At 69.1% G+C, this 25,238-nt stretch carries 22 protein-coding genes; 1 reads left to right on the top strand and 21 read right to left on the bottom strand.

What is annotated here, in order from left to right; genetic code table 11:
- Positions 1-2,715 (bottom strand): ATP-dependent Clp protease ATP-binding subunit, encoded by a 2,715-nt coding sequence (locus tag CKJ82_RS09400; RefSeq protein ID WP_095537967.1) that lies wholly within the window; start codon positions 2,713-2,715, stop codon positions 1-3.
- Between the two features lie 204 nt (positions 2,716-2,919).
- Here CKJ82_RS09400 and CKJ82_RS09405 point away from each other — a divergent pair, with 204 nt between their 5' ends.
- On the top strand, positions 2,920-3,948 hold the full coding sequence (locus tag CKJ82_RS09405) for an HNH endonuclease signature motif containing protein (RefSeq protein ID WP_095537919.1): 1,029 nt from the start codon (positions 2,920-2,922) through the stop codon (positions 3,946-3,948).
- A gap of 67 nt (positions 3,949-4,015) precedes the next feature.
- Here CKJ82_RS09405 and ptsP read toward each other — a convergent pair whose 3' ends face one another.
- The 20 genes from ptsP to dacB form a co-directional block, all read right to left on the bottom strand.
- Positions 4,016-5,701, bottom strand: a complete 1,686-nt coding sequence (ptsP, locus tag CKJ82_RS09410) for a phosphoenolpyruvate--protein phosphotransferase (protein WP_095275585.1) — start codon at positions 5,699-5,701, stop codon at positions 4,016-4,018.
- Positions 5,702-5,732: 31 nt separating this feature from the next.
- Positions 5,733-6,563 (bottom strand): PRD domain-containing protein, encoded by an 831-nt coding sequence (locus tag CKJ82_RS09415; protein WP_095537920.1) that lies wholly within the window; start codon positions 6,561-6,563, stop codon positions 5,733-5,735.
- Between the two features lie 64 nt (positions 6,564-6,627).
- The gene (locus CKJ82_RS09420) at positions 6,628-8,679 is read right to left on the bottom strand and encodes a glucose PTS transporter subunit IIA (protein WP_095537921.1); all 2,052 of its coding nucleotides are present in this window, start codon (positions 8,677-8,679) and stop codon (positions 6,628-6,630) included.
- Between the two features lie 76 nt (positions 8,680-8,755).
- The gene (locus CKJ82_RS09425; protein ID WP_095537922.1) at positions 8,756-9,922 is read right to left on the bottom strand and encodes a glycosyltransferase family 87 protein; all 1,167 of its coding nucleotides are present in this window, start codon (positions 9,920-9,922) and stop codon (positions 8,756-8,758) included.
- Positions 9,923-11,464: a lysine--tRNA ligase gene (gene lysS / locus CKJ82_RS09430; RefSeq protein ID WP_095537923.1), complete on the bottom strand. Its 1,542-nt coding sequence runs from the start codon at positions 11,462-11,464 to the stop codon at positions 9,923-9,925.
- A gap of 19 nt (positions 11,465-11,483) precedes the next feature.
- Positions 11,484-12,905 (bottom strand): DHA2 family efflux MFS transporter permease subunit, encoded by a 1,422-nt coding sequence (locus CKJ82_RS09435; RefSeq protein ID WP_240510748.1) that lies wholly within the window; start codon positions 12,903-12,905, stop codon positions 11,484-11,486.
- 121 nt (positions 12,906-13,026) lie between these two features.
- Entirely contained in the window at positions 13,027-14,310 is a 1,284-nt protein-coding gene (locus CKJ82_RS09440; protein WP_095537924.1) for a protein kinase family protein, read from the bottom strand.
- 20 nt (positions 14,311-14,330) lie between these two features.
- The gene (locus CKJ82_RS09445) at positions 14,331-15,122 is read right to left on the bottom strand and encodes a pantoate--beta-alanine ligase (protein ID WP_095537925.1); all 792 of its coding nucleotides are present in this window, start codon (positions 15,120-15,122) and stop codon (positions 14,331-14,333) included.
- Positions 15,119-15,814, bottom strand: a complete 696-nt coding sequence (locus tag CKJ82_RS09450; protein WP_133064061.1) for a 6PGD fold domain-containing protein — start codon at positions 15,812-15,814, stop codon at positions 15,119-15,121. The genes CKJ82_RS09445 and CKJ82_RS09450 overlap by 4 nt, the downstream gene beginning before the upstream one ends.
- Positions 15,814-16,746 (bottom strand): DUF6779 domain-containing protein, encoded by a 933-nt coding sequence (locus CKJ82_RS09460; RefSeq protein WP_095537928.1) that lies wholly within the window; start codon positions 16,744-16,746, stop codon positions 15,814-15,816. The genes CKJ82_RS09450 and CKJ82_RS09460 overlap by 1 nt, the downstream gene beginning before the upstream one ends.
- A 10-nt stretch (positions 16,747-16,756) precedes the next feature.
- Positions 16,757-17,224 (bottom strand): DUF3180 domain-containing protein, encoded by a 468-nt coding sequence (locus CKJ82_RS09465; protein WP_095537969.1) that lies wholly within the window; start codon positions 17,222-17,224, stop codon positions 16,757-16,759.
- 19 nt (positions 17,225-17,243) lie between these two features.
- Entirely contained in the window at positions 17,244-17,717 is a 474-nt protein-coding gene (gene folK, locus CKJ82_RS09470; RefSeq protein WP_095537929.1) for a 2-amino-4-hydroxy-6-hydroxymethyldihydropteridine diphosphokinase, read from the bottom strand.
- Position 17,718: 1 nt separating this feature from the next.
- Complete coding sequence (gene folB / locus CKJ82_RS09475; RefSeq protein WP_095537930.1) at positions 17,719-18,093, bottom strand: dihydroneopterin aldolase; 375 nt, start codon at positions 18,091-18,093, stop codon at positions 17,719-17,721.
- On the bottom strand, positions 18,072-18,944 hold the full coding sequence (gene folP / locus CKJ82_RS09480; RefSeq protein ID WP_095537931.1) for a dihydropteroate synthase: 873 nt from the start codon (positions 18,942-18,944) through the stop codon (positions 18,072-18,074). Before folP ends, folB begins: the two co-directional genes overlap by 22 nt.
- 2 nt (positions 18,945-18,946) lie before the next feature.
- Positions 18,947-19,519 (bottom strand): GTP cyclohydrolase I FolE, encoded by a 573-nt coding sequence (gene folE, locus CKJ82_RS09485; protein WP_095275596.1) that lies wholly within the window; start codon positions 19,517-19,519, stop codon positions 18,947-18,949.
- Positions 19,509-21,974, bottom strand: a complete 2,466-nt coding sequence (ftsH, locus tag CKJ82_RS09490; RefSeq protein WP_095537932.1) for an ATP-dependent zinc metalloprotease FtsH — start codon at positions 21,972-21,974, stop codon at positions 19,509-19,511. The genes folE and ftsH overlap by 11 nt, the downstream gene beginning before the upstream one ends.
- 52 nt (positions 21,975-22,026) lie before the next feature.
- On the bottom strand, positions 22,027-22,617 hold the full coding sequence (gene hpt, locus CKJ82_RS09495; RefSeq protein WP_095536349.1) for a hypoxanthine phosphoribosyltransferase: 591 nt from the start codon (positions 22,615-22,617) through the stop codon (positions 22,027-22,029).
- A 90-nt stretch (positions 22,618-22,707) separates the two neighbouring features.
- On the bottom strand, positions 22,708-22,956 hold the full coding sequence (locus CKJ82_RS09500) for a hypothetical protein (RefSeq protein WP_095537933.1): 249 nt from the start codon (positions 22,954-22,956) through the stop codon (positions 22,708-22,710).
- Positions 22,957-23,035: 79 nt separating this feature from the next.
- Positions 23,036-23,947 (bottom strand): tRNA lysidine(34) synthetase TilS, encoded by a 912-nt coding sequence (gene tilS / locus CKJ82_RS09505; protein ID WP_095537934.1) that lies wholly within the window; start codon positions 23,945-23,947, stop codon positions 23,036-23,038.
- A gap of 2 nt (positions 23,948-23,949) precedes the next feature.
- Positions 23,950-25,227, bottom strand: coding sequence for a D-alanyl-D-alanine carboxypeptidase/D-alanyl-D-alanine endopeptidase (gene dacB / locus CKJ82_RS09510; RefSeq protein WP_095537970.1), 1,278 nt, complete (start codon positions 25,225-25,227; stop codon positions 23,950-23,952).
- Positions 25,228-25,238: the final 11 nt, after the last annotated feature.

Genomic DNA, 25,238 nt, shown 5'->3' on the forward strand with positions numbered 1-25,238 from the left:
TTAGACCGGCTCGGGGCCGCGGCCGTCGGAGCTGCCGTCGGTGCCCTCGGTGCCGTGCTCGCCCGACTCATCGGGGAAGCGCGACGCCTCGGACTCCGGCTGCTCGCGGGACGGGTCGATCTCGCGGACCTCGTCGGCAGGCTCGCCCTCGGCAGTCTCGGCAGTCTCGGTGCCGTCGAAGGTCTCCGCCGGCAGCGGGCGCGGACGCGGCGTGAAGGTGAACTTCGCGTTCTTCTCGTCGCCTTCGACGTCGCCGTCGACGTCGACGGTGATGATCTCGCCGGCACCGATCTCGCCGAACAGGATCTTCTCGGACAGCACGTCCTCGACCTCGCGCTGAATGGTGCGGCGCAGCGGACGGGCGCCCAAGACGGGGTCGAAACCGCGCTTGGCCAGGAGGTTCTTCGCAGCGTCGGTAAGCTCGATGCCCATGTCCTGCGCAGCGAGGTTGAGGTCGACGCGGCTGATGAGCAGGTCGACCATCTGCACGATCTCCTCCTGCGACAGCTGGCGGAAGACCACGATCTCGTCGATGCGGTTGAGGAACTCGGGGCGGAAGTGCTTCTTCAGCTCGTCGTTGACCTTGTGCTTCATGCGGTCGTACTGCGCGTCGGCATCGGTGGCGGTGTTGCCGGTGAAGCCGAGGCCGACCGGCTTCGAGATGTCGCCGGTGCCAAGGTTGGACGTGAAGATGAGCACGGTGTTCTTGAAGTCCACCACGCGGCCCTGGCCGTCGGTGACGTGGCCCTCCTCGAGCACCTGCAGGAGCGTGTTGTAGATCTCCTTGTGCGCCTTCTCGATCTCGTCGAACAGCACGACGCTAAACGGCTTGCGACGCACCTTCTCCGTGAGCTGGCCACCCTCCTCGTAACCGACGTATCCCGGAGGCGCACCGAACAGGCGCGACGCGGTGAAACGGTCGTGGAACTCGCCCATGTCCACCTGGATCAGCGAGTCGTCGTCGCCGAAGAGGAACTCGGCCAGCGCCTTCGACAGCTCCGTCTTACCCACACCGGACGGGCCGGCGAAGATGAACGAACCGGACGGGCGCTTCGGGTCCTTCAGGCCCGCGCGGGTGCGGCGGATGGAGCGCGAGACGGCCTTGACCGCCTCGTCCTGGCCGATGATGCGCTTGTGCAGCTCGTTCTCCATGTGCAGCAGGCGCGAGGACTCGGACTCGGTGAGCTTGAACACGGGGATGCCGGTCCAGTGCGCGAGCACGTCCGCGATCTGGTCCTCGCCCACCTCGGCGATGTCCTCCAGGTCGTCGGAGCGCCACTTCTTTTCCTTCTCCGCGCGCTCCTCGCCCAGCTTGCGCTCGGTGTCGCGCAGGCCGGCGGCCTTCTCAAAGTCCTGGGCGTCGATCGCCGCTTCCTTCTGCTTGCGGACCTCCGCGATGCGGTCGTCCACCTCGCGCAGCTCCTCGGGCGCGGTCATGCGCTTGATGCGCATGCGGGCGCCGGCCTCGTCGAGCAGGTCGACGGCTTTGTCCGGCAGGAAGCGGTCGTTGATGTAGCGATCCGACAGGTTCGCGGCGGCCTTGAGCGCGTCGTCGGTGTAGGACACGCGGTGGTGCGCCTCGTAGCGGTCGCGCAGGCCCTTGAGGATCTTCACGGTGTCCTCGAGGCTCGGCTCGTCCACCTGCACGGGCTGGAAGCGACGCTCGAGCGCCGCGTCCTTCTCAATGTGCTTGCGGTATTCGTCGAGCGTGGTCGCGCCGATGGTCTGCAGCTCGCCGCGCGCCAGCTTCGGCTTGAGCAGCGACGCCGCGTCGATCGCGCCCTCGGCGGCACCGGCGCCGACGAGCGTGTGGATCTCGTCGATGAACAGGATGATGTCGCCGCGCTGGTTGATCTCCTTGAGCACTTTCTTCAGGCGCTCCTCGAAGTCACCGCGGTAGCGCGAACCCGCCACCAGCGAGCCGAGGTCGAGCGAGTAGACCTGCTTGTCCTTCAGTGTCTCCGGGACCTTGCCGTTGGCGATGTCGAGCGCCAGGCCCTCGACCACGGCGGTCTTACCCACGCCGGGCTCGCCGATGAGCACCGGGTTGTTCTTGGTGCGGCGGGAGAGCACCTGCATGATGCGCTCGATCTCCTTGTCGCGGCCAACGACCGGGTCCAGCTTGCCTTCCTTGGCGGCCGCGGTGAGGTTGCGGCCGAACTGGTCCAGCACCAGCGAGTTGGAGCGCTCGCCCTGCTGGTTGCCGCCGCGCGGGCCGGGGCCGGATGCGACCGGGCCGGGGCCCGCCTGCGGCACCTCGGGGTTCTGGTTGTCGCCCTCGTAGCCGGAGAGCAGCTGGATGACGGTTTGGCGCACCGTCGGCAAGTCTGCCCCGAGCTTGGTCAAGACCTGCGCGGCGACGCCATCGCCCTCGCGGATCAAGCCGAGCAGCAGGAACTCGGTGCCGATGTACTTGTGGCCCATCTGGAGGCCCTCTCGCAGCGACAGCTCGAGCACCTTCTTCGCGCGCGGCGTAAACGGGATGTGCCCGGAGACGGGTTGCGAGCCGTGGCCGATAATCTCGATGACCTCGCGGCGCACGTCGTCGAGATTGATGCCCATTTGCTCGAGCGCCTTCGCGGCGACGCCCTCGCCTTCCTTAATCAGGCCGAGCAGGATGTGCTCCGTGCCCATGTAATTGTGGTTGAGCTCGCGCGCTTCTTCCTGCGCCAGCACGATCACGCGCCGTGCTCGGTCCGTAAACCTCTCGAACATGGTGTGCCCCTTCTTGTCGTGAGTTTTCACCTACTCTAACGCGCCACAGCCCCAATCCATCCCGTGTTCGCCACTGGCGAACACGCAAACCCCCCAACCCTATTTAGACGCACCAAACCGGCCCGCGGTTCCCTCCCGGGCCGAAAATGGGTGAATCCTCACAACCCATTGTTTCCCCAGCTCAGAGCCGGTAACGTGGCTGCCATGAACGCACTGGCAGACCTCGTATCCATCGACCGCCGCGGCATGCAACTTGTCGCGGCGGCCGCTGGCATGACCCACGAGGACCTCACCGGACTCGGCCTGCCACGCGACCGCGCCCGCCAACTCCACACCGCCGCAACCGTACTGTGCGGCACAACCAGCCACACCGCCTACCAACGCCGCGCCCACACCGGCGCCGCAACCAACCAGCACCGCCTGGACACCCTCGCCTACATCGCCCGCAGCGCCCGCACCATCACCGACACCACCGCCCGCTGGACCTACATCGACACCCTGTGCAACACCCCCGGCGACCTGACCCACATCACCCGCGTTGCCAACGAACTGAAAGCCGAACTCCAACCGGCACCCCCGCGTACCGAAAAAGCCCGCGTGACCCACCACGGCGACGGCATGGCCACTCTGCGCATCACCGGGCCCGCCCTGGCCATCCAAGGCGTCTACGACGCGGCGAACAACAACATCACCGGCTGGTTGGCAAACGACTGTCCCAAAGCCGACTACCTCGTACGCGTTACCGCCAACCTGGACCTCGGCGACTACCAGCGCATCATCGCCGGCACGGGTGACGACGTTGAGGTCCACTTCGTCAACGGGGTGATCACCACCGGGGAAGAATTCGTGCGCATGCAACTCGAAGGGCTCGGCAGCATCATCCTCGTCGGCGCGATGGACGGGCCGGTCAACGCCTACAACGCGCGCTTCGCCTCGGCGAAACACCGCGAGATCATGCTTGCCGACGCCACCACGTGCACCTGGAAAGACTGCACCGTACCAGCCACACGCTGCCAGGCGCACCACATGAGCGAACACCGCCACGGCGGCGAGACCACGCCCGCCAACCTTGGTTGGTTGTGCCAGTACCACAACTCGCAAGCCGCGACCGGCGCCCGGGGCCACACCGAACGGCGGGACGGACAGATCTATTACGTCTCGCCATACGGAAACGCCACCCCCACCGGCACCGACCACACCGCCCGCGCGCCCAGCCGCACACCGCCCGACTAACTCCCCCCCAACGCAAAAGCCCGCGCGCCAGCAACCCCGGCGCGCGGGCAAGCATGCCCAAAAGGCGTTACAGCAGGTCGCGGAGCACCGGATCCGCGATCTTCAGCACGTTCTCGCGCGCTTCCTTCGCGGTCGGGGCGTCGACGGCGTAGTTGGCCATCTGGCGGCAGGTGTCCATGTCGTGCAGGCGCAGCGCGGCGCGCACCGCGTTCACCTTCGTCGGGGCCATGGACAGCGAGGTGATGCCCAGGCCGACCAGCACGAGCGCCATGAGCGGGTCGCCGCCGGCCTCGCCGCACACGCCGACCGTTTTGCCGGTGGCGTAGCCGCCCATGCCGGTCGCCTTGATCATGTTCAGCACCGGCGGCTGCCACGGGCTGAGCAGCTCCGCAAGCTCACCCTGCATGCGGTCGGCGGCCATCGTGTACTGGGACAGGTCGTTGGTGCCAATCGAGGCGAAGTCAGCAATGCTCAGCACGTGCCCGGCGCGGATCGCCGCCGCCGGGGTCTCCACCATGATGCCCACCTTGGGCAGCCCGTAACCGCGGGCCTTGTCGCAGAACCACTGGGTCTCCTCCACCGTGGCGACCATCGGCGCCATGACCCACAGCTCGGCCTCCGGCACATTGGCGTGCGCGTTGGCCAGCGCCTGCAGCTGGTCGTTGAGCAGGTCCTCGCGGACCATGGACAGGCGCAGCCCGCGGCGGCCCAGCGCCGGGTTCTCTTCCTCGCCGAGGTCGGCAAAGCTCAGCGGCTTGTCAGCGCCCGCGTCCAGGGTGCGCACGACCACGCGGCGCTTGCCAAAGGCACGCAGCACCCGGGTGTAGGTCTCGGTCTGCTCGTCCACGGTCGGCGCGGAGTCGCGGTCCAGGAACAAGAACTCGGTGCGGAACAGGCCGGAGCCTTCCAGGTCGAACTTGGAGGCCTTCTCCGCGTCCTCCGCGGTACCGATGTTGGCCAGCAGCTTCACCTTGTAGCCGTCGCGGGTCGCGCCCTCGCCGGACGAGCCGGCCAGCGCCTCTGCACGGCGGCGGGAGCGCTCCTCCAGCTCGTTCACGTCGGAGTCGGACGGGGCGACGATGACTTCGCCGACGCCGCCGTCGATGGCGAGCGGTGTGGCGTCGTCAATCGCCCCAAGAATGCCCTTCACCTGCACCGCCGCCGGGATGCCCAGCTGCGCGGCCAGGATCGCGGTGTGCGAGGTCGCGCCGCCACCCTCGGTGACGATGCCCAGCACGCGCTCCGGGTCGAGCGTCGCGGTCTCGGCGGGCGCGAGGTCGTGGGCGACGAGGATCGACGGCTCGGCGAAGTCCGGCACGCCCGGCTCCGGCAGGCCGCGCACGCGCGCGGTGGCGCGGTCGCGGATGTCGTACAGGTCGGTCACGCGCTCCGCCATGTAGCCGCCGAGCTTGCGCAGCTTCCCGGCGTAGACCTCGACGGCGTCGTGGATCGCGTGCGTGACGCCGGTGCCCTTCTTCAGCTCCTTCTCGATGCCGCGGATCAGCCCACGGTCCGTCGCCAGCGTCGCGGTCGCCTCCAGCACCTGCTTCGACGTCGCGGAGTTCGCATGCTCGGCGCGCTGCTTCAGGGACTCCGCCACCTCCTGCAGCGCCGCCTTGACGCGCTCGCTGTCGCCCTCGACGGCGGCCGGCTCGTTGTCGTCCACGCCGACGGCGGGCCTCACAACTGCAAGCGGGCCGGATGCGGTGCCGGCGGACACTCCGATTCCGTAGAGAACAGTGCGGTTGGTCATGGTCATTCCTTTCGCTAGTCCGCCCCCGACACTACTCGTCCGCCTGCGCCTCCTGCAGCCTGGCGACGTGAAGCCCCAGGTACGCGACTTCGTCGTCAGTCAGCTCGCGCCCGAACCGCAGCTCAACCACCTGCGCGACCTTCCGCGCTACCTCCATCTCGGCGGGGTACGCGCGCAGCAGCTCGCGCGTCAGCGGCGAATTCCCGTGGTCCAGCTGCGCCCCGCGCTCCAGCCGCACGAAGAGGTACCTCGCATGCGTGATGAAGCGGGCAGTGCTTATCGACGCCACGTCCACCCCCTCACCCCATTCAGCCCCAATCACGTCCAGCATCTGCTGGATCACGCCCGTCATGCGGTACGTCTGCGCCAAGTTGCCAGTGTTGAACCCCGCGTTGACCAGGTGGAGGGTCAGCGCCGTCGCCTCCTCGGGCGGGAGCGGCGCGTCGAGCCGCCGGTTGATCGCGGCGAGCAGCCGCTCCCCCTGCGCCGCCTCCTCAGGGTAGAGGTGCGTGACCTCGGCGCGCAGCGGGTACTCCACGGTGGTGCCCGCCTTCGCCCGCTCGGCGGCGCCGCCGATGTGGTCCGCGATGGCGGTCACCAGGGTCAGCCGGGGGTTCACGCCGATCTCTTCGAGCGCGGCCGCGGCATTGTCGACCGCCCGGGCCGGTAGCCCTGCGATCATTTCGCCTGCGTGGTCGGGGTCGCGGCCGTCGATAGGCACGAAGATGCGCTGTACCTTGGACTCGTCGAGCGCGTCGCCCTGCTTGGTCTTGAAGCCAACGCCGCGGCCGGTGACCACCACCGGCTCGTCGCCGCGGCGGGCGAGCACGACGTTGTTGTTAAACACGCGCAGGACTTGCATGCCCTAAGCGTAACGCGCCCGCCGCGGGATCTTCCGCTGCGGGCGCGCTGTGGCTGAGTGGGCCTTACTTGGTCACGCCGAGGACGGGCTGCCCCTCGGTGACGGTGTTGGTGGCCAGGTCATCAACACCGGTGAGCGTCTTGGAGTTGACCACCGTGGTGATCACGGTCGGGTCGACACCGGCGGCCTTGATGGACGCGAAGTCCACCTCCGCCAGCGGCTCGCCGGCCTTGATCTGCTGCTTCTTCTCAGCGACCGGCGTGAAGCCCTCGCCGCCGAGCTTAACGGTGTCAATGCCAATGTGCACCAGGATCTCCACGCCATCGGCGGTCTTGATGCCGTAGGCGTGGCCCGTCTTGGCCACGGAAATAACCTTGCCGGACACCGGGGCGGCGACGGTGACGTTGTCGTCCTGCGGCTCGATGCCGACCGCGTGGCCGAGCGCGCCGGAGGCGAAGGCGGCGTCGCCGAGCTTGTCCATCGGGACGACCGCGCCGGCGATCGGCGCGAGCACCTCCTTGGTCGCCACGGCGGGCTCAGCGGACTCAGCGGCAGCAGCGGGTGCTGCGGCGGTTGCGGGAGCCGGGTCGGCGGGGTCGGCAGCCTCGGTCTCCACGCCGTCACGCGCCGCGGCGGCGCGGGCGAGCGCCTCCGCCTTCTCCTCCGGGGTGCGGTAGTCGGTGATGAGGATGACGAAGAAAGCCGTGAAGAACGCGACGGCAATCGCCACGAGGTAGACCCACATCGGGTCGAACACGAACACGGTCGGGATGGAGGTGAATACGAAGGCGTTCGTCTTCACGCCGCCGAACGGGGTGCCCAGGATCGCGATGGTCAGGCCACCGGCGAAGCAGCCGACGAGCATACGCGGGTAGATCTTCTTGAAGCGCAGGTGGATGCCGTAGAGCGACGGCTCGGAGATGCCGCCGAGCAGGCCAGCGGCCAGGGCGGAGCCGGCGGTCTGGCGCATGAGCGGGTCGCGGTCGCGAAGCGAAATGGCCAGCACCGCGGCGGTGGCACCGAAGCAGGCGAAGTTCCACGCACCCATTGGGCCCTGGATGAAGTCGTAGCCGAGGGTGTCAATGTTCACCAGCATCAGGGCGTTGAGCGGCCAGTGCAGGCCAAGCGGCACCAGGAACGGGTACAGCATCGGGATGAGCAGCGCGAAGACGAACGGGGCGTTGCCGTTCATCCACGCCAGGCCGGTGCCAATCCAGGCGCCGAGCAGGTAGCCGAAGGGGCCGATGAGGAAGGCGGTGACCGGGATCATCACCAGCAGGGTGAGGAACGGCACGAAGACCATGTGCACCGCGGACGGGATGATCTTCTGGAAACCCTTGTACAGCGCCGCGGCGACCGCGGCCATGATGAGCGGCACGAAGACGTTGCCTTCGTAGCCGTTGTGAATCATCGGTAGGCCGAAGACGTCGATCACATCGGTCGGCTCGCCGAACAGTTCGACCACGCGCGCCTCGGGGTGCTCGGCAAGCGTGATGTAGTTCGGGGTGAACAGCGCCAGCATGATCGCAGCGGGCACCCACGGGTCAATGTTGAGCTTCTTGCCGGCGTTGTAGGCCACCGCCACGGGCAGGAAGTAGAACACGGAGTTCCACATCGCGTCGACGAACTGCCAGCCCGGGGTCTTCAACTCCGCGCGGAAGTCCACGAGGTGGAACGCGTCGAGCACCGCGGCAAACGCGATGATCAGCGACGCACCAAGCAACACGCCCAGAATCGGACGGAACGAGTCCGACAGGTACTCAAAGAACGTATCCAGCCACGGCAGCCGGCCCTTGGCCTTGTCGCGCTGCTGCTTCTTCAAGTCGTCGTTGGACACGGCGCCGCGCCCCGCCATCTCCGGCAGGTTATTGATGTCGTTGTACACATTCGCCACGTCACCGCCGATGATGACCTGGTAGCGGCTCCCGCCCTGCGGCACAGCACCCATCACCTTGGGGTTGGCTTCGAGGCGTTCCTTGTCGGCCTTGGTGGCGTCGACAAGCTCGAGGCGCAAACGCGTCGCGCAGTGCGTCATGCTCACAATATTGTCCGGCCCGCCGATACCGGCGAGGATGTCGGCAGCCAGCTCCTGGCGGCCGACCTTCGTGGATGCCATCGGTATGCTCCTTTTTCGCTTCAGGCAAACAAAAAGACCTGGGACGCCAAAACGCCCCAGGTCTTGCCCCGCGAACTCACGCGGGTAACAACCCTGTTGTTGGCCTCAATCTTAGGCCCGCCGCCACCGCAATAGCAAAGGGCAGGGCACTCCATCCGAGGGTAGAGAGCAAACTGGGCACCCCGGGCAGCGCGATCACGCCCATCGTGCACACCAGCGCCACGCCGGCCGCCCAACTGCGCACCGGGGAGCGCAGGTCCACCGCCGTCATGGCCAGCGGGATCAACCACACCGCGTAGTAGCCCTGCAGCAGGCCGCCGACCAGGAACACGCCGCAGAACAGCACGCCGATCGTGCAAAACGCCCACACCACGCCAAGCTCGCGCCGCTGCGGGAACAGCACCGCCACCGCGCCGAACACGCCGATGAGCACGACGATGCTCACCGCGACCGTGCCCGCGCCGCTGAGCCCGAGCGCGCCGATCGCGCCGTTGTCGTACTGCCGCGTCTCCGCCAGGTAGGGCACGAGCCGCTCGGTGTACCAGCCCGGCTCCGCAGTGGTGGCCCAGCCGATGCCAAACAGCGCCGCGTAGACCGCGCCCGCGCCGACGAGCACCCACCACTGCCCCAGCAGGAACGGCACGGCGATGAGCACGATGAACTGCGGCTTGATCGTCACCGCGTACGCGAGCAGGAGCATGGCGACAACCCTCGACCCGCGGTAGTCGCGCAGGCACGCGTGCACGAACGCCACCATGACCAGCAGCAGGAACCCGTTGATATTCGTGAGGTAGATCGTGGATTCCACCGGCTCCGGTACGTTGAACGCGATGCCGATCGCCGCGAGCGTGAGCGGGCGCGCCATCTCCGGCGCGACCATCTTGGCGGTCCACCAGAGGGCAATGCTTATCGACGCCACACTCGCCCCCACCATCGCCCACCGGGCCACATCGAACGAGCCGAACACCGCCAGCGGTGCCAGGACAACGTTCGCCCCCGGCCCGTACAGGTAGTGGGGGTCGGACGTGGAGTAGTCCTCGTTGTAGACCGGGACGCCGTGCGTGTAGCGCTGGACGGCGTCCCAGATGGGGACGAAGTCGAGGCCTTCGCGAAGCAGCGGCAGGATGATCGCGGCGCGCAGCAGGCCGATGATCGCGGCGGACCAGAGCAGCCACGCCGGCACGCGCCGCGGCAGCAGCGCCGTGTGCGCGCCGTGCGCGGGAACGCCCGCGCCTGCGACCACCTACGCCTCCGGCTTGACCATCGGGAACAGGACGGTCTCACGGATGCCCAGGCCGGTCAGGGCCATGAGCAGGCGGTCCACGCCCATGCCGCAGCCGGCTGTCGGCGGCATGCCTTGCTCCATGGCGGCGAGGAAGTCCTCATCAAGCACCATGGCCTCGTCGTCGCCGTTGGCGGCCAGGCGCGCCTGGTCCTCGAAGCGAGCGCGCTGGATCACCGGGTCGACGAGCTCGGAGTAGCCGGTGGCCAGCTCGAATCCGCGCACGTAGAGGTCCCACTTCTCGGTCACGCCGGGCTTATCGCGGTGGTCGCGCGTCAGCGGCGAGGTCTCGACCGGGAAGTTGGTCACAAACGTCGGCTCGTAGAGCTGGTCGCCGCACAGCTCCTCCCAGATCTCCTCGACCAGCTTGCCGTGGCCCCAGCCGGCGCCCTCCGGCACCTTGAGGCCGATGGTGTCGGCGATGGCGGTGAGCTCCTCCACACTCGACTCGATGGTCACCTCGGGCTGGCCCGGGAATTTGCGGGCGAGGGCCTCGTTGAGGCTCGGGTACATCTCCAGGACTTTCCACTCGCCGGAGAAGTCGTACTCGGTGCCGTCGGCAAGCGTGACCTGCTCGGAGCCGAAGACCTCGCGGGCGCAGAACTGCACCAGGCCCTTCATCATTTCGGCGCCGTCGTGGTAGGTGCCCCACGCCTGGTAGGTCTCCAGCATGGTGAACTCCGGCGAGTGCGACTTGTCCACGCCCTCGTTGCGGAAGTTCCGGTTGATCTCAAAGACGCGGTCGATGCCGCCGACGACGGCGCGCTTGAGGTACAGCTCCGGCGCGATGCGCAGGTACAGGTCGATGTCCAGCGCGTTCGAGTGGGTCACAAACGGGCGGGCAGCGGCGCCGCCGTGCAGCGTCTGCAGCATCGGCGTCTCAATCTCCACGAAGTCCTCGCCCGTGAGGTACTTGCGCACCGCGGCGATGGTGCGGATGCGCGTCATCGCGTTCGTGCGGGCGTCCTCGCGCATGATCAGGTCGGTGTAGCGCTGGCGGACGCGCTGCTCCTCGTTCATGTCCGCAAACGCGACGGGCAGCGGACGCAGCGCCTTCGACGCCATCTGCCAGGACTGCGCCTGGACGGAGAGCTCGCCGCGTCGAGAAGCGATGACCCGGCCCTTCACGGACACGATGTCGCCGAGATCAGTGTCCGACTTCCACGCGGCCAGCGCGTCCTCGCCGACCTCCGCGAGCGAGAGCATGACCTGCAGCTGCGTGCCGTTGCCCTCCTGCAGGGTGGCGAAGCAGAGCTTGCCCGTGTTGCGCTGGAACATGATGCGGCCCGCGACGGCCACCACGTCCTGGGTCTCCTGCCCCGGCTCCAGCTTGGTCGCGCCGTCGCCCTCCCCCTCGGGCACGGCCTGGTACTTCGCCCGCAGGTCCTGTAGGGAGGTGGTCCGCTCGACGCTGACTGGGTAGGCGTCCTGGCCGGCGTCGAGAAGCTTCTGCCTCTTGTCCCGGCGGATCTGCTGCTGCTCTGAAAGTTCTGGCGTATTCACGTTCAGCCATCGTAGTCGGTCAGCGAGGCTCACTCGACTCCACGGTCACGGTACCGCGCCGCCCGCCCACAAGACTCACCGCGGCCAGGGCGATTATCGACGCCACCACCCCCGCCACGAACGCCGACGCAGACCCCTCCGCCTGCGTCGCGCCCGCCGCCACACGCAGCGACATCACGCCGATGAGCACCGCGGTGCCGGCCGCGCCGCCGAGTTGCTGCAGCGTGTTGAGGATCGCGGAGCCGTGCGAGTACAGCGCGTTCGGCAGGGCGGACAGCGACGCGGTGAGCAGCGGCGTCATCACCATCGCCATCGCCACGTTCACCGCGATCAGCGAGACCACGATCACCCACGCCGGAGTGTCCTCGCCAAGCAGCAGCCACAGCGCGGCCTGCGAGACCCCCATGAGGATCGCGCCGGGGACGGCCAGCGAGCGGGTCCCCACGGCGTCGTAGATCCGCCCCGCGATCGGCGAGGCGATCCCCTGCGCCACGCCGCCCGGCAGCAGGAGCAGGCCGGTGAGCAGCGTGGACAGCCCGAGCGCGCCCTGCATGTAGATGGGCAGCAAGTTCACGGTGCCCAGGAACGCGCCGAAGATGAAGACGACGGCGATGATGGAGCAGGTGAAGTCGCGGTAGCGGAACGCCCCGAAGTCCAGCAGCGCGCGGTGGCGGGCGGCAAGGCGACGCTGGCGGCGCACGAACACGACGGTGAACGCGATACCCACCGCCAGCGCGATCGCCGGGGCGACGGACTCGCCGGTGAGGAGCTGCGTGAACGTCGATAAGCCGTAGACCAGGCCGCCGAACGCCAGCACCGACAGCCCGACCGAGGGCAGGTCGAGCGGCGTCGAGCGGGTCTCGCCGACATTGCGCATGAAAAAGAACGCGCAGACGACGAGCAGCACGGGCACCGGCACCATCACCCAGAAGATGTGGTGCCACGTGTACGCGTTCAGCACCGCGCCGGCCAGCGCCGGGCCGAGCGCCGGGGCGACCGAGATCACCACGGCATTGAGCCCCATCACCGTGCCGCGGCGCTGCGGCGAAATCACGTTGAGCGTGACCGTGAACAGCAGCGGGATCATCACCGCCGTGCCCGCGGCCTGGACGATGCGGGCGAGGATCAGGACGACGAAGGCAGGCGAGAGCGCCGCGAGCACGCTGCCGCCGATGAACAGGCCCATCGCGGCGAAGTACAGGGTGCGGGTTGTAAGCCGCTCGATGAGGAAGCCGGTGGTAGGGATCACCACGGCCATCGTGAGCATAAAGCCGGTGAGCAGCCACTGCGCCACGTCCGCGCTGACCGCGAACTCCTGCATGATCGCCGGCAGGGCCACCGAGACCGTCGTCTCGTTGAAGATCATCATCATCGCCGAGAACACGAGGATGCCAAGCAGGACCGCCGGGTTGGGTGCGGCGGAAGCGGTACGGGCGGTCACGCGCGGAGTCACCTTTCTGTGCGACAAAAGAAGGAGCACGCGGGCAGCTCGCTGATCCGCGCTCCCCTGTGCTCCAGGCAATGCTGAGCCCGCCTACTGTATGCCACGGCGGGCGGTGGCGCTACTCGCACATCGGCAGCGCGAGTCGCTTCTCCTCGGCCTCGTGGCCGTTGATGACCACCATGAACTGCTCCTTGTTCTCCGGCACCATCACGAAGGCCGGCGGGTAGGCGTCCGGGACCTCGTAGGAGTCGATCATGCACTCGCCGCTGCCCAGGATGACGGCCTCGTCGCGGCCCGGCACGACCTCGTCGCGCGCGTCCTGCGACACGTACTTGGACACGGACACGCCCAGGTCCTGGTTGGCGCAGCGGATCTTGCCCTCCTGGCCCTGCTCCGGGGTGGCGGACTCGCACTGCAGGTCCTCCCAGCCCTTCTGGCCCGAGCTGCCGGACACCAGCTGCGGGTACGCCTCGGCGATCTCCGCGTCGGCGCCCTCCCACTGCGCGCCGCGGCTGTTGTCCCACCACCACCAGAACGCGCCGAGCGCGATGAGCAGGAGCACGAGCACCGCGATGATCCAGGGCCACGGGTTCATCTTGCTCTTCACCACGGCGGGGCGCTTGTACTCGCCGGTGGGGCCGTAGGCGTACGGCTCCGGGGGCTTGCGGTAACCGTCCTGCGGGCGCGGCGCCACGGAGGTCAGCGGGCCCTGGTCCTCGACCGCGGAGGCGGCGCCGCCTGCCAGGGCGAGGAGGTAGCCGGCGCAGGAGCCGGACTCGCCGGCCAGCTCGGCGTCCACGGGGGCGCCGGTGAGCTCGGCGACGAGGTCGCGGAAATCGGCGCGGTTGCGCTCGGCGGACCCGGTGGCGTCACTAAGCGAGGGCGCAGGGCCCACGAGCGCCATCTTCACGGGCGTGGACGACCAGGCGGGCTGGACCAGCAGGTGGTCCGGTGTAATCGAGCGGGCGACAAAGTCGGCGTGGCCCTCGCGGTTGTAGGCGTCGATGGCCTCGGCGACCGGCTGGAGCAGGTCGCGGGCCTCAGTCTTGGTGAAGGCGGAGCCGACGGCCTGCTTCTCGCCCAACAGCTGGCGCAGGGGTGTGCCGGTCGGGGCCTCGCGCAGCACGAACAGGTGTCCGCCGTCGGTCAGTCCGGCGCCGCGCGGCTGGAACACGCCCGGGTGCGACGCCTCCGCGAGCGCGGTGTTGAGCGCGCCGACCACATCGGCTGCGTCGGGCCCCGGCGTGGCGGCAAACAGCTCGACCTCCACGGCCTGGCCGCTCTCGTTGGACGCGGTGTACAGGGTGGAATCGGCGGTGCGGCCCGTTTCCAGGACCTGCTCCTGGTCGAAGGTGAAGCCGAAGCGCTGGTTCAGCAGTGCAGCGATGTTGGACACAGACATGCCCAAGAGTGTAGCGCCCGCTATGCCTCGATGTTTTTAAACCCGACGCCCAGCGGCACGCCGACGTTATCAATCAGGTGCACGCCGCCCAGATCGACGGCGGCGAGGAGGCGGGCGTCGCCGGTCGGTGGGGCGGGGCGCATGGCAAGGTCGCGCAGCTCAAGGTAGGCGGGCTCGACCCCGGCGGCGGCGAGCACCCCGCGGGCGGTTTCCAGGACCACGTCCGCGCCGTGCTCCGCCGCGTGCGCGCCCGCCGTCAACGCCGCGGCCAGCGCGAGCGCCGCGTCGCGGTGCTCCTCCGGCACGTCGCCGTTGCGCAGGCTCACCGCCAGCCCGTCTGGCATGCGCACCGTGGGCACACTGTGGATCTTCACCTCCATGCGCAGCGCCGTGACCGCCAGCTGCGTCGCCACGAGCAGCTCGAAGTCCTTCTCCCCCAGCACCAGGTCCGTGGCGTGGGTGGCGTTGAGCGTGGCGAGCAGCCGCGCCACGTCGCGCCCGACCGCCTCGGCGTCTTCCAGGTGCGCCATCCCGGTGTCCACGCTGGCGGCGCAGCCCAGTTCTCCGTGGAAGACCACGTCAACCTTTTCCTCGGCGAAGACTTCCGGGACCTCGTCGCCCGAAAAGGTGACAAACACGTACGAGCCCAGCAGCGACTTCGCCGCCCGGATCAGCTCGATGTGCCCGGCGTGCACCGCGCGGCCGAGCGGCACGACCACGATCGACTTGCCCACCTTCCGGAACGCGCGCCCGTAGGTGGCCAGCAGCGCCTCGTCGCGCACGACGGTCGCTGCTCCCGGTGTAAACGTCATTGGTTTCTCCCTTCGTATTTGTCCATTGCCCACACTTGCATGGCGGCGTCGCGGGCCTGTTCCGCACCCCTGCGCTGCATGTCCACGAACGCGCGGCGCACGCCTGGATCATCGATCGCGCCCAGCAGCAGGTCCGCCGTGGCCGGGTCGAGGCCCGGCCCCTCGCCCGCGGGCTCGTCCCCGAGCGCCGGGAGGTTGGGGATGGCGGAGGTGAGGAGTTGGTGGGCGTCGATAAGCAAGGTGCGCTGCGCGGCGCGGAGTTCCTGCGCGGCGGCGATGCGCGGGCGCGCCGAATCTGCGATGGGCACGGCGGTGCCGCCGGATTCCGCAACGAGCATGGCAACGACGCCTTCGCCGAGCTCGTCGGCCGCGGACGTGAGCCACGTGCGGTCGTGGAGGCGGTAGGCGCACATGACGATCGCGCGCGCCATTTCCACGTCATCGAGCAGCTGCGCGCCGCCGAGCAGCGCCGTGTGCAGGAACATTTGGCGCGGCCGCGCGTACGGGGCGAGGCGGGCGGCGATGCTGCGGACTTCGGCGGGGCTGGCGACGTCGATGAGCACGAGGTCCACGTGCGCGATGAGCCCGGGGTCCGCGAGGTCGAGCGGGCGGACGGTGTGCCCGGCGCGCTCGAGGTCGTCGGCGAGCCCGCACGCGTTGCCGATCGCGCCGGCCAAGAGTGTCGGCGCCACTAGCGCTTGTTGCGTTCCAGCAGCTCAGAGACGGACAGCGAGCCCTCGCGGCCGGCATCGCGGCGGCGTCGGCCTCCGCGGCGCTCATCGCTTTCACGCTTCTCGACGCCCTGCTCATGCCGCCCGACGTACTCCTCCGGCTCCGGCTGCGGTTGGGGTTGAGGCTTGGGCTCCGGCTCCGGCTTGGGTGCGGCGGTTTCGGTCTTGGTCCGCTCGCTGATCAGCGCCGACAGCGGGTTCTGCTGCTCGCGCTGCGGCTGCTGCCCGATGTTGCCGCGCACAGCGTCGCTGCTCGGCGCGCCGCTGGGGCGACCGCGGCGGTGGGAGCCGTTCGCGCGCTCCGGGGCCGGGGTGCGCACCACGGAGATCTTCGCGGTGTCAAAGCTCGACGGCCCCTTGGTCTCGTGCTTGTGGGGCTCGGACTTGGGCGCCTCAACGGGCTCAGCCGGCTCGCTCGGCGCAGTCGGCTCAGCCGCTGCCTCCGCTTCCGCCGGGCGCTCGAGTTCCTGGATGCGCCGCGCCGCCGCACGCACCGCGGTCGGCTCGTACTCGAAGACCTGCCCGCTCATCTCCTCCAGCTGGGAGCGCAGCGCCTTGATCTCAGCTTGCAGCTCGCGGAGCAGCTCGGTGTCCACCGGGCTCGCGCCGGCGCCACCCGCGGCGGCGGCCGGCTGCCGCTCCAGGCGCGCCAGTTCTTCCTTGTGGTTCGCCTCGCTCTGCTTGAGCGCGCGGGTCGCTTCGTCGCGGTCGCGGCGCATGCGGAAGATCACGATCAGCCCGGCCGCGGCGGCCCACAGCGCGAGGATGAGCGAGATTTTCAGCGCGTTTGCCGAGTTGGTAAACAGCATCACCACCGTGCCCACGATCGCGAGCGCGAACGGCACGATGACCCAGAGGTTTCCGCGGTCACTAGAAGAGGGTTGGGCAGTCATGATTAGTACCTTAGCTAACGCCCTCGCCCGACGAGGGTGGCGACACCTCGCACGCCTTCTCCAGCAGCACCCCCGCCACCGCGAGCAGCAGGCCGCCGACCACACCGCCGATGAGCCCCGGCAGGTCCTCCCCCGCCGCGGCGAGCGTGCCCAGCCGCGGCACCACGTACACCAGCGGCCCGAGGTACGCCCCGCCGCACACCGCGCCGGCCCACGCGCACGCCTTGCCAAACAGCATAAAATTCGCGGCCATCATCGGGTTGAGCTGCGAGCGGTCCAGCCCGACCCGCCCGTCGGAGCGCCGCCGCTTCACCACCACCACGAGCACCGCACACACCAGCGCCAGCACCCAGAGGCTCGACGGCACCGCAGCGCCTATCGACGCCACCGCCCCGTACCACCGGCGCATCAGAATCAATGTGGCCGCCGCGCAGAACCCCGCCGCCCCGATCAGCGCCGCGTAGGACGTGCGGTGCATGCCCTCGCTGCTCATCCTCTTAGCCCTCCAGTCTGCGCACACCGTCGCGCTCCGCCGGGTCCAGGCGGGCGAGCAGGTCGGCGACGCGCTCGCCGCCCAGGGTAGCGTCCGGGTCGATCTCCAGCCAGGGTGCAAGCACGAAGGCGCGCAGGTGCGCCCGCGGGTGCGGCACCGTCAGCTCCGGGTCGTTGGACGTGTAGCCGGCGATGTCCACGATGTCCACGTCCAGGGTGCGCGGCCCCCAGCGCTCGACGCGGACGCGGTTGGCGGCCTCCTCGAGCGCCTGGCATTCGCGGAGGAGTTGGGTGGGGGTGAGGGGGGCGTCGATAAGCATGCTCTGGTTGAGAAAGTCCGGCTGGTCCGTCTTGCCCCAGGGGGCGGTGGCGTAGAGGGAGCTGGCGACGACGAGCGAGTCGGCGAAGTGGTCCACCACCGAGGCGAGGTGCGCGCGCGAGTCCTCCATGTTGGAGCCTGCGGAAATGACGGCGCGCATGCTACCTCCTGTGCTTGCGGTTGCGGCGGCAGACGACGGCGACGTCGTCGAAGACGAGCGGGATCGGCGCGTGCGGCTTGTGCACGGTGACCTCGATGGCGTGCAGGGCGTCAAAGCGGTCCATGGCGGTGTCGGCGATCTCGGTGGCGACGGTCTCGATGAGCTGGCGCGGGGTGCCCGCGGCGACGTCGTAGGCGAGCTGCGCGAGCTCCGCGTAGTTGATCGTTTTGGTCAGGTCGTCGCCCGCCGCGGCCTCGGCGAAGTCGACCCAGCAGGTGATGTCCACGGTGAAGGACTGGCCAAACTCGGTCTCGTGCGGGAGCACGCCGTGGTGCGCGTAGCACTGCAGGCCCTTCAGTTCGATGCGATCGGCCATGGGTGCGCACCTCCCTCGCGCCACTTGGCGGCGACGTCGACGGCGTCGCGCGAGACCGCGACCTCGTGCACGCGCACGCACCACGCGCCGTAGTGCGCGGACAGCGCGGTGACGGCGGCGGTGGCGGGGTCGGCGTCGACGGGGCCGTGCTCCAGGCCGCGCTCCTTGCGCACCCCGGTGAGGAAACGCTTGCGGCTCGCGCCGACCAGGATGGGGAACTCGCCCGCGATGAATTCGGGCAGCGCGTTGAGCAGCGCCCAGTTGTCCGCGGCCGTCTTGGCAAAGCCGAGGCCGGGGTCGAGCGTGATCTGGTCGTGCGCCACGCCGGCGGCGAGCGCGTTATCCACCAGCTCGCCCAGCACCTGGTGGACGTCGCGCACCACGTCCCCGCCGTGGTCGGCGGCCCCGGAGGCGTTGACAAAGGCGTCGGCGCGCCAGTGCATGAGGCACACCGGCAGCTGGGTCTGGGCCATGACGCGGTACATGTCGGTGTCGGCGAGGCCGCCGGAGACGTCGTTGATGAGGTCCACGCCGGCGTCGGCAGCCGCGAGCGCCGTCGACGCGCGCATCGTGTCCACCGAGGTGCGGATCCCGTCCGCGTGCAGCGCCGCGATGACGGGGCGGACGCGCTCGGCCTCCACCTCCGCAGGCACGCGGGTGGCGCCGGGTCGGGTGGATTCGGCGCCGACGTCGATGATGTCTGCGCCGAGCCGCAGGAGTTCATGCGCGTGGGCGATCGCGTCATCGGCGGCAAGCCAGCGGCCGCCGTCGGAGAACGAGTCCTCGGTGACGTTGACAATGCCCATCACCGTCGTGCGGCCGGGCGCAGTGAGATCGGCCACGCTGACCATGGCTAGCTCCTTATCAGGCTCATGACCTCGGCGCGCGAGGCCGCGTTGGACTGGAAGCCGCCGCGCACCGCGGAGGTGGTGGTCACCGCGCCCGGCTTGCGGATCCCCCGCATGGCCATGCACAGGTGCTCGCATTCGACCACCACGATGACTGCGGAAGCACCAAGCTTATCGACGATCGCGTCAGCCACCTGCCCCGTCAACCGCTCCTGCACCTGCGGCCGCTTTGCGTACATGTCCGTGAGGCGGGCGAGCTTGGACAGGCCCGTGACCTTGCCGTCCTTGCCCGGGATGTAGCCCACGTGCGCCTTGCCGTAGAAGGGCACGAGGTGGTGCTCGCAGGTGGAGTAGATCGGGATGTCGCGTACGAGGACCAGCTCCTGGTGGTTCTCCGCGAACGTCTTCTCCAGGACCTCGGTGGGGTCGGTGTGGAGGCCGGCGAAGACCTCCTCGTAGGCGCGGGCGACGCGCGCGGGCGTCTCCTTGAGACCCTCGCGGTCCGGGTCTTCGCCCACGGCGATGAGCAGTTCGCGCACCGCGGCTTCGGCGCGCTGCTGGTCAAACTTATTGGTCATTGTTGGGTCGGTCCTCTGGGTCGGTGGGGTGGTTGTCGCTGTTGCTGTCGCGGTCCTCTTTCCGGTGCCGCGGCAGCTGGCGGGTCGTGTCCTCGGACGCGGGGCGGTAGGCGGTGCTGCCGCCGCGGCCTTCCGCATCATCGTTGTAGTACGACTCGTCGGGGCGCTCGTTGTCGGGGAGGCGGAAGCCGATCTCGGCGGTCTCGTTGTCCGGCTGCTCCGGCTGGGCGGGCTGGTCCGGGGTCGGCGCGTAGTTGCGCATCCCCGGGTGCTGGCCCTGCTGGCTTTGCTGGCCATCCCCCGGGTAGGTCCAGCCCGGAGGCGGCGTCGGGCCGCCGTAGTTCGGGCGGCTGCCGCCGGTCGGCGGAGTCCACTGCGACGATCCGTTGCCGTCCTTACCCGGCTTGCCCGGGCGCCAGTGGTTGCCGCCCTGCTGGCCCTGCTGACGCTGCTGGCGCTCCCGCTGACGGCGCTCACGCGTCGCCTTCGACGCCTCCAGGATGGAGAAGCGCTTTGGCGGCTCCTCGCCGCGTTCCTTCGCCAGTTCCACCGGCGTCTTGACCGGCTCGCGGCCGATCTGCTGGTGGAAGCGGGCGTCGTGGGCGGGCAGCTCGGGGCGTACCGGCTCGATGTCGGTGAACAGTTGCTCCAGGTCCGGGCGGCGCAGGGTCTCCTTCTCCAAGAGCGCGGAGGCCAGCGCGTCCAGCTGGTCGCGGTACTTTTCGAGGGTGCGGTAGGCCACCTGGTGGGCTTCGTCGAGAAGCGCCTGCATTTCCTCGTCGATCTTGGCGGCGACGGCCGGCGAGTACTCCAGCGAGCCTCCGCCGCCCTTGCCGGAGAACGGATCGCCCTGCTCCTGGCCGTACTTCACGGCGCCGAGCGAGGAGGTCATGCCGTACTCCGTGACCATCGCGCGGGCAATCTTCGTGGCCTGCTCGATGTCGTTGGAGGCGCCGGTGGTGGGCGCGCCGAAGACGAGCTCCTCGGCGGAGCGGCCACCCATGGCGAAGACCATGCGGGCGAACAGCTCATTGCGGTTGTACATGCCCTTGTCGTCCTCGTCCGCGGTCATGGCGAAGCCGCCCGTGCGGCCGCGGGCCAGGATGGTGACCTTGTAGACGCGCTCGATGTCTTTGAGCGCCCACGCGGACAGGGTGTGGCCGCCCTCGTGGTAGGCGGTGACCTTCTTCTCCTGCTCGGAGATGATCTTGGTGGAGCGGCGCGGGCCGCCGATCACGCGGTCGGTCGCCTCCTCGAGCGCGTCCGTGGTGATGACGTTGCCGCCGACGCGGGCGGTGAGCAGGGCGGCCTCGTTAAGCACGTTGGCCAGGTCCGCGCCCGACATGCCGGCGGTGCGCTTGGCCAGCGCGTCGAGGGAGACGTCCTTGGCCAACGGCTTGCCCTTGGCGTGGACCTTGAGGATCTGGGCGCGGCCGGCCAGGTCCGGGTTGGTCACCGGGATCTGGCGGTCGAAGCGGCCCGGGCGCAACAGGGCGGGGTCCAAGATGTCGGGGCGGTTGGTCGCCGCGATGAGGATGACGCCCTCGCGGTCGCCGAAGCCGTCCATCTCCACCAGCAGCTGGTTGAGGGTCTGCTCGCGCTCGTCGTGGCCGCCGCCCATGCCGGAGCCGCGCTGGCGGCCGACGGCGTCGATCTCGTCGACGAAGATGATGCAGGGGCTGTTCTCCCGGGCCTGTTTGAACAGGTCGCGCACGCGGGAGGCGCCCACGCCAACGAACATTTCTACGAAGTCGGAGCCGGAGATGGAGTAGAACGGCACGCCGGCCTCGCCAGCCACGGCGCGGGCCAGCAGGGTTTTACCGGTACCGGGAGGGCCGTAGAGGAGCACGCCGCGCGGGATCTTCGCGCCCAGCTTTTCGTAGACGCCCGGGTCCATGAGGAAGTCGACGACCTCCTGCAGCTCATCGACGGCCTCGTCGGCGCCCGCGACGTCCGCGAAGGTGTTGGTCGGGTTGTCCTTGGTCAGCTGCTTCGCCTTCGAGCCGCCGATGCCAAACATGCCGCCGCCGGCCTGCATGCGGTACATCATGTAGGAGATCAGGCCGAAGACCAGGATCATCGGCAGCATGAAGCCCAGCATGGACAGGAGGAAGGACTCCTGCGTCACGTTCGTCTTGTACTTGTCGGCCCCGGACTCGCGCACGGCGTCGAAAATCTCCTGCGTGGTGCGCGCCGGGTACTGGGCGGAGATGGCCTCGACGCCCTCGTGCTCGTCCACCGTGATCGGCTCGCGCAGCTCGATGCGGACGCGCTGCTCGCGGTCGTCGATCTGCACCTCCTGCGCGTTGGAGTTGTGCAGCTGCTCGACGGCAACGGACGTGTCGACCGTTTGGTAATTCCGCGTGTCGTCTCCAAACAGCGTCAGGACGTACAGCGCGATGAGCGCGATGGCGGCGAAAATGCCCCACCGCAACACGTTTTTATTTTTAGTCATACAGTTTTTTGGGTCTTACTTGTCGTCGCAGTTAGTTGTCGCCTGGAGGGGCCTACTGGCCCTCGGAGTACACGCGCGGGTGCAGCGTGCCCACGTACGGGAGGTCGCGGTAGCGCTCCGCGTAATCGAGCCCGTAGCCGATGACGAACTCGTTGGGGATGTCAAAGCCGACGTCGAGCAGGTCGATCTTGGCGGTCTGCACCTCGGGCTTGCGCAGCAGCGTGATGACCTCGAGGCTCTTCGGGCCGCGGCCGTTCAGGTTCTTCAGCAGCCAGGACAGGGTCAGGCCGGAATCGATGATGTCCTCCACCACGAGCACGTCGCGGTCGGCGATCTCCTTGTCCAGGTCCTTGAGAATGCGCACCACGCCAGAGCTGGTGGTGGAGTTGCCGTAGGAGGACACAGCCATGAACTCCATCTCGGCCGGGATGGAAAGCTTGCGAGCAAAGTCGGTGAGGAAGAAAACCGCGCCCTTGAGCACGCACACCAGGATGAGGTCCTGCTCGGCGTCCTTGTACTTCTCCGAGACCATGTCCGCCAGCTCCTGGATGCGGGCCTGCAGGTCGTCCTCAGTCAGCAGGATGGCCTCAACGTCGTCGCCGTAGCGGTTCGCGGGGACGTTGAAATCCTTCTTGGTGTACAGCTCGGTCATGGTTGGGCCCTTCCATCTCCTGTTGGCTTACAACTCCTTCATACTGCCACCTCTTCCCCGCCTGCGACAACAACGGGAGGACTACTTGCAGCGGTCCTCCGGCGGTCGGGTATCCAGCCCGTATTGCAGGAACGGCGCGAGCAGCGCACCGATCAGCGCGACGACCGGGTTGGCAAAGAAGAGGGCAGGGTCTGAGGAGAGGGTGGACGAGCCGGTGAACAGGCCACAGGAGGAGCCCGGGATCGCGGGGTGTTCTGCCGCGGGAGCGGCGGGAGCGGCGAGAGCGATCGCGGTCATACCGGCGACCAGGGAAGTGCGGAGGGGACGCATGGTGAGCTGCCTTTCAGTCGGGGGAAGCGATATTACGAACACGTGTCATGTTGAGTATCGCGCAACGCCTCAAGCGGCGTTACTCGCGCCGCTCGAGGGTGAGCTCGCCGCCCACCCGGCGCACGCGCACTCCCCCGGCCATGTCCACGCCGACCTGACCGTTCCAATGCGTGATGAGCCGCTCGATGGCGGTGAGTTGCCCGCGGTTGGGGCGCACGTCTGCGCTGACAAGCCACGCGTGGATCCGGGAGCGGCGCACGGCGCTGGGCAGGGCGGCGAGTTCGTCGCAGGAGGTGGTCGCGGGGGCGCTAAGAAGCGATTGCGCGGCCGCGATCCGGTCGGCGGTCTGCGCAAGAGGCGGCACGGCGTCGCCACCAAGGAGCTCGGTGAGCGCGGGGATGATGCGCGTGCGCAGCGCTACTCGACGAAACGCGGGGTCCCCATTCATCGGATCCTCCCACGGGGTCACGCCCAGCTCGGCGCACGCGCCGACCGTATCCGCGCGGCGGATGGGCAGGAAGGGGCGCACGAGACGCCCGGCGCGGGGCGCCATGCCGGACGGGTTGCCGCGCAGCGCACCGAGCAGCAGCGTTTCGGCCTGGTCGTCGGCGGTGTGCGCCACCCATACCTCGCCACCGTGGGCGAAGAGCGCGGCGTAGCGGGCCTCGCGGGCCGCGGCCTCCAGGTTCCCGCCGCGCGGCACCGCCACCTCCACGACCTCGGCCGGGACGCCGAAGCCTCGCGCCTGCTCGGCGGCACGCTTTGCGACGCCACCGCTGCCCTCCTGCAGCCCGTGGTCCACCACCACGGCACGCGCCGGGACGCCTTCCGCGGCCGCGGCGGCGACGAGCGCGAGCGAATCGGGCCCGCCGGACAGGCCGATGACCACGGGCGCAGCGGGCGCGTCTGCGGCAAAGTCTGCGGCGCGGACGGCGCGCCGACAGGCCAGGAAGTGGGGCGAGGTGCGGGGCCAGAACGGCTGCGCGGCCATGGCTAGAAGTCGCGGAGGACGGAGGCGAGCTGGTCCATCCCCCGGCGCGCCTCCAGGATGGACGAGTCGTTGGAGATGAACGCGAAGGTGTAGACGTTGCCGTTCACGCTGGTGACGGTGCCCGCGAGCGCGGAAGTCTCATCGAGCGTGCCGGTCTTCGCGCGCACCCAGCCGCGGCCGGCCAAGTCGCCGTAGCGGGAGGCGAGGGTGCCCTCGCCCGCGGCGACGGGCAAGGTGCCCAGTAGGTCGCGGATCGGTGCTTCGGTGGCTGAGGAGAGTAGGACGCCATCAAGCAGCGCGGGCGGGATGCGGTTCGCGTCCGAAAGCCCGCAGTTGTCCAAGAGGGTGGTGCCGCTGACGTCGAAGCCCTGCTCCGCGAGCGTGTCCAGGGCAGCCTGCGGCGCGTCGGTCGTGCCCCGCGCCAGCGCGAGCTCGCGCCCGATCGCCTCGGCGTAAACATTGTCGGAGTTGCGCATCATCACCCGCATCCGCTCGAGCAGGGTCGGCGACTCCACCGACGCCACGACCTCCGCGTCCGCGGGCGCCGGCCCATCCGCGACGGCGACGTTCGCCGCCCCCAGCCGGTTCGCTAGCGCCTGCGCCACGTCCAGGGCCGGGGTGTGGGTGCGCGGGACGTCGCCCTCCGTCGCCCCGCCGAGCCGGCCGCCGGAGAGCATCGCGGGCTGCATCGGCGCCACGAAGCCGGCGTCCACGTTCTCCGGGTCCCAGCTTTCTGGGTATTCCTCCATGCCGTCCCAGGAGGACGTGTCAATGGTGACGGTGTCGACGGCGCCTCCGACGTTGCTGACCTGGGCGGCGAGCGCATCCAGGGCTTCGTCGTCGAGCCAGACGTCGCCACCGGCCAGGATGGTCACCTCGCCCGGGTTCGCGCCGCGCACCACCGCGGTGGACAGCGTATCCTCCGGGCCCAGCTGGTAGAGCGCGGCCGCGGCGGTGAGGACCTTGGTCACGGAAGCCGGCCGCAGCGGCTCGTCCGCGTGCTGATCAAAGACGACCTCGCCGGTGGCGGCGTTGGAGATCCGGGCGTGGAAGGTCCCAAGGTCCGGGTTTGCGGCGGGGGACGAGAGGGCGTCGATAAGCAACTGCTCATCAACCGGCGAGCCCTCCGCGGGCGTGAGGAGACCGGGCGGGGCTTGCAGCGCGTAGGCCGGCGCGTGCTCAAGCGATGCGAGATCGCGCTGCGCCGCGACGCCGAACCCCGCGACGGTGCCGACAGCTCCGAGCGCGAGCGCGCCCACTACCCAAGTCCATACTTTCACGGGCACTAACC

Origin of the sequence: Corynebacterium gottingense (assembly GCF_002285125.1) — a bacterium.
Classification (GTDB): Bacteria; Actinomycetota; Actinomycetes; order Mycobacteriales; family Mycobacteriaceae; genus Corynebacterium; species Corynebacterium gottingense.

Coding starts and splice junctions, on each gene's coding strand:
- CKJ82_RS09400 (WP_095537967.1), bottom strand. CDS start 2,715: ATGTTCGAGAGGTTTACGGACCGAGCACGGCGCGTGATCGTGCTGGCG.
- CKJ82_RS09405 (WP_095537919.1), top strand. CDS start 2,920: ATGAACGCACTGGCAGACCTCGTATCCATCGACCGCCGCGGCATGCAA.
- ptsP (WP_095275585.1), bottom strand. CDS start 5,701: ATGACCAACCGCACTGTTCTCTACGGAATCGGAGTGTCCGCCGGCACC.
- CKJ82_RS09415 (WP_095537920.1), bottom strand. CDS start 6,563: ATGCAAGTCCTGCGCGTGTTTAACAACAACGTCGTGCTCGCCCGCCGC.
- CKJ82_RS09420 (WP_095537921.1), bottom strand. CDS start 8,679: ATGGCATCCACGAAGGTCGGCCGCCAGGAGCTGGCTGCCGACATCCTC.
- CKJ82_RS09440 (WP_095537924.1), bottom strand. CDS start 14,310: ATGTCTGTGTCCAACATCGCTGCACTGCTGAACCAGCGCTTCGGCTTC.
- CKJ82_RS09445 (WP_095537925.1), bottom strand. CDS start 15,122: ATGACGTTTACACCGGGAGCAGCGACCGTCGTGCGCGACGAGGCGCTG.
- CKJ82_RS09460 (WP_095537928.1), bottom strand. CDS start 16,746: ATGACTGCCCAACCCTCTTCTAGTGACCGCGGAAACCTCTGGGTCATC.
- CKJ82_RS09465 (WP_095537969.1), bottom strand. CDS start 17,224: ATGCACCGCACGTCCTACGCGGCGCTGATCGGGGCGGCGGGGTTCTGC.
- folK (WP_095537929.1), bottom strand. CDS start 17,717: ATGCGCGCCGTCATTTCCGCAGGCTCCAACATGGAGGACTCGCGCGCG.
- folB (WP_095537930.1), bottom strand. CDS start 18,093: ATGGCCGATCGCATCGAACTGAAGGGCCTGCAGTGCTACGCGCACCAC.
- folP (WP_095537931.1), bottom strand. CDS start 18,944: ATGGTCAGCGTGGCCGATCTCACTGCGCCCGGCCGCACGACGGTGATG.
- folE (WP_095275596.1), bottom strand. CDS start 19,519: ATGACCAATAAGTTTGACCAGCAGCGCGCCGAAGCCGCGGTGCGCGAA.
- ftsH (WP_095537932.1), bottom strand. CDS start 21,974: ATGACTAAAAATAAAAACGTGTTGCGGTGGGGCATTTTCGCCGCCATC.
- CKJ82_RS09500 (WP_095537933.1), bottom strand. CDS start 22,956: ATGCGTCCCCTCCGCACTTCCCTGGTCGCCGGTATGACCGCGATCGCT.
- tilS (WP_095537934.1), bottom strand. CDS start 23,947: ATGGCCGCGCAGCCGTTCTGGCCCCGCACCTCGCCCCACTTCCTGGCC.